The sequence below is a fragment of the Vibrio sp. 1562 genome, assembly GCF_033340155.1.
Lineage (GTDB): Bacteria > Pseudomonadota > Gammaproteobacteria > Enterobacterales > Vibrionaceae > Vibrio > Vibrio alginolyticus.
On record NZ_JAWOVY010000064.1, the window covers coordinates 1 to 3077 of the forward strand.

Below are 3077 nucleotides of genomic sequence, written 5' to 3' on the forward strand. Positions count from 1 at the left end.
AACTCGAAACTCCTTCGGGTTGTATGGTTAAGTGACTAAGCGTACACGGTGGATGCCTTGGCAGTCAGAGGCGATGAAGGACGTATTAACTTGCGATAAGCCCAGATTAGGTAGTAAAAACCATTTGAGTCTGGGATTTCCGAATGGGGAAACCCAATACCATAAGGTATTACTGTTGAGTGAATACATAGCTCAACAGAGCGAACCGGGGGAACTGAAACATCTAAGTACCCCGAGGAAAAGAAATCAACCGAGATTCCGAAAGTAGCGGCGAGCGAAATTGGACTAGCCCTTAAGCTTTACACGCGTTAGACGAACAGCCTGGAAAGGCCGACGATACAGGGTGATAGTCCCGTAGTTGACGACGTGTGTTCAGTGAAATCGAGTAGGGCGGGACACGTGATATCCTGTCTGAATATGGGGGGACCATCCTCCAAGGCTAAATACTACTGACTGACCGATAGTGAACCAGTACCGTGAGGGAAAGGCGAAAAGAACCCCTGTGAGGGGAGTGAAATAGAACCTGAAACCGTGTACGTACAAGCAGTAGGAGCAGGCTTGTCCTGTGACTGCGTACCTTTTGTATAATGGGTCAGCGACTTATATTCAGTGGCAAGGTTAACCATCTAGGGGAGCCGTAGGGAAACCGAGTCTTAACTGGGCGTTCAGTCTCTGGATATAGACCCGAAACCAGGTGATCTAGCCATGGGCAGGTTGAAGGTTGAGTAACATCAACTGGAGGACCGAACCGACTAATGTTGAAAAATTAGCGGATGACTTGTGGCTAGGGGTGAAAGGCCAATCAAACCTGGAGATAGCTGGTTCTCCCCGAAAGCTATTTAGGTAGCGCCTCGGACGAATACTACTGGGGGTAGAGCACTGTTAAGGCTAGGGGGTCATCCCGACTTACCAACCCTTTGCAAACTCCGAATACCAGTAAGTACTATCCGGGAGACACACGGCGGGTGCTAACGTCCGTCGTGGAGAGGGAAACAACCCAGACCGCCAGCTAAGGTCCCAAATTACTACTAAGTGGGAAACGATGTGGGAAGGCTCAGACAGCCAGGATGTTGGCTTAGAAGCAGCCATCATTTAAAGAAAGCGTAATAGCTCACTGGTCGAGTCGGCCTGCGCGGAAGATGTAACGGGGCTAAGTAGTAAACCGAAGCTGCGGCAATGCACTTTTAGTGCATTGGGTAGGGGAGCGTTCTGTAAGCGGTTGAAGGTGTGTGGTAACGCATGCTGGACGTATCAGAAGTGCGAATGCTGACATGAGTAACGATAAAGGGGGTGAAAAACCTCCTCGCCGGAAGACCAAGGGTTCCTGTCCAACGTTAATCGGGGCAGGGTAAGTCGACCCCTAAGGCGAGGCCGAAAGGCGTAGTCGATGGGAAACGGGTTAATATTCCCGTACTTCTTACAATTGCGATGGGGGGACGGAGAAGGCTAGGTGGGCCTGGCGACGGTTGTCCAGGTTCAAGTGCGTAGGCTTAAGAGTTAGGTAAATCCGGCTCTTTCTAAGGCTGAGACACGACGTCGAGCATCTACGGATGTGAAGTCATTGATGCCATGCTTCCAGGAAAAGCCTCTAAGCTTCAGATTGTAAGGAATCGTACCCCAAACCGACACAGGTGGTCGGGTAGAGAATACCAAGGCGCTTGAGAGAACTCGGGTGAAGGAACTAGGCAAAATGGTACCGTAACTTCGGGAGAAGGTACGCTCTCGACGGTGAAGTCCCTCGCGGATGGAGCTATTGAGAGTCGCAGATACCAGGTGGCTGCAACTGTTTATTAAAAACACAGCACTGTGCAAAATCGCAAGATGACGTATACGGTGTGACGCCTGCCCGGTGCCGGAAGGTTAATTGATGGGGTTAGACTTCGGTCGAAGCTCTTGATCGAAGCCCCGGTAAACGGCGGCCGTAACTATAACGGTCCTAAGGTAGCGAAATTCCTTGTCGGGTAAGTTCCGACCTGCACGAATGGCGTAATGATGGCCACGCTGTCTCCACCCGAGACTCAGTGAAATTGAAATCGCTGTGAAGATGCAGTGTACCCGCGGCTAGACGGAAAGACCCCGTGAACCTTTACTACAGCTTGGCACTGAACATTGACCCTACATGTGTAGGATAGGTGGGAGGCTTTGAAGCGCAGTCGCTAGATTGCGTGGAGCCGTCCTTGAAATACCACCCTTGTAGTGTTGATGTTCTAACGTCGACCCCTCATCGGGGTTGCGGACAGTGCCTGGTGGGTAGTTTGACTGGGGCGGTCTCCTCCCAAAGCGTAACGGAGGAGCACGAAGGTGGGCTAATCACGGTTGGACATCGTGAGGTTAGTGCAATGGCATAAGCCCGCTTGACTGCGAGAATGACAATTCGAGCAGGTGCGAAAGCAGGTCATAGTGATCCGGTGGTTCTGAATGGAAGGGCCATCGCTCAACGGATAAAAGGTACTCCGGGGATAACAGGCTGATACCGCCCAAGAGTTCATATCGACGGCGGTGTTTGGCACCTCGATGTCGGCTCATCACATCCTGGGGCTGAAGTCGGTCCCAAGGGTATGGCTGTTCGCCATTTAAAGTGGTACGCGAGCTGGGTTTAGAACGTCGTGAGACAGTTCGGTCCCTATCTGCCGTGGGCGTTGGAGAATTGAAAGGGGCTGCTCCTAGTACGAGAGGACCGGAGTGGACGAACCTCTGGTGTTCGGGTTGTGTCGCCAGACGCATTGCCCGGTAGCTAAGTTCGGGATCGATAACCGCTGAAAGCATCTAAGCGGGAAGCGAGCCTTGAGATGAGTTCTCCCTGATACTTTAAGTATCCTAAAGGGTTGTCGTAGACTACGACGTTGATAGGCAGGGTGTGTAAGCGTTGTGAGGCGTTGAGCTAACCTGTACTAATTGCCCGTGAGGCTTAACCATACAACACCCAAGGGGTTTTGATGGACTCAATGAAAGAACATTGAATGTGTAAGAACGAGAATTAACAAACAGCTTTCCGAATTAAAGAATTTGCTTGGCGACCATAGCGTTTTGGACCCACCTGATTTCCATGCCGAACTCAGAAGTGAAACGAAATAGCG

At 51.2% G+C, this 3077-nt stretch carries 2 rRNA genes; both read left to right on the plus strand.

Annotation, left to right across the window (positions count from 1 at the left end):
- Positions 1 to 25: 25 nt before the first annotated feature.
- Positions 26 to 2916: ribosomal RNA gene (locus tag R7Z49_RS23115) — 23S ribosomal RNA — on the plus strand.
- A gap of 93 nt (positions 2917 to 3009) precedes the next feature.
- Positions 3010 to 3077, plus strand: a 5S ribosomal RNA gene (gene rrf, locus R7Z49_RS23120); the annotation flags it as partial.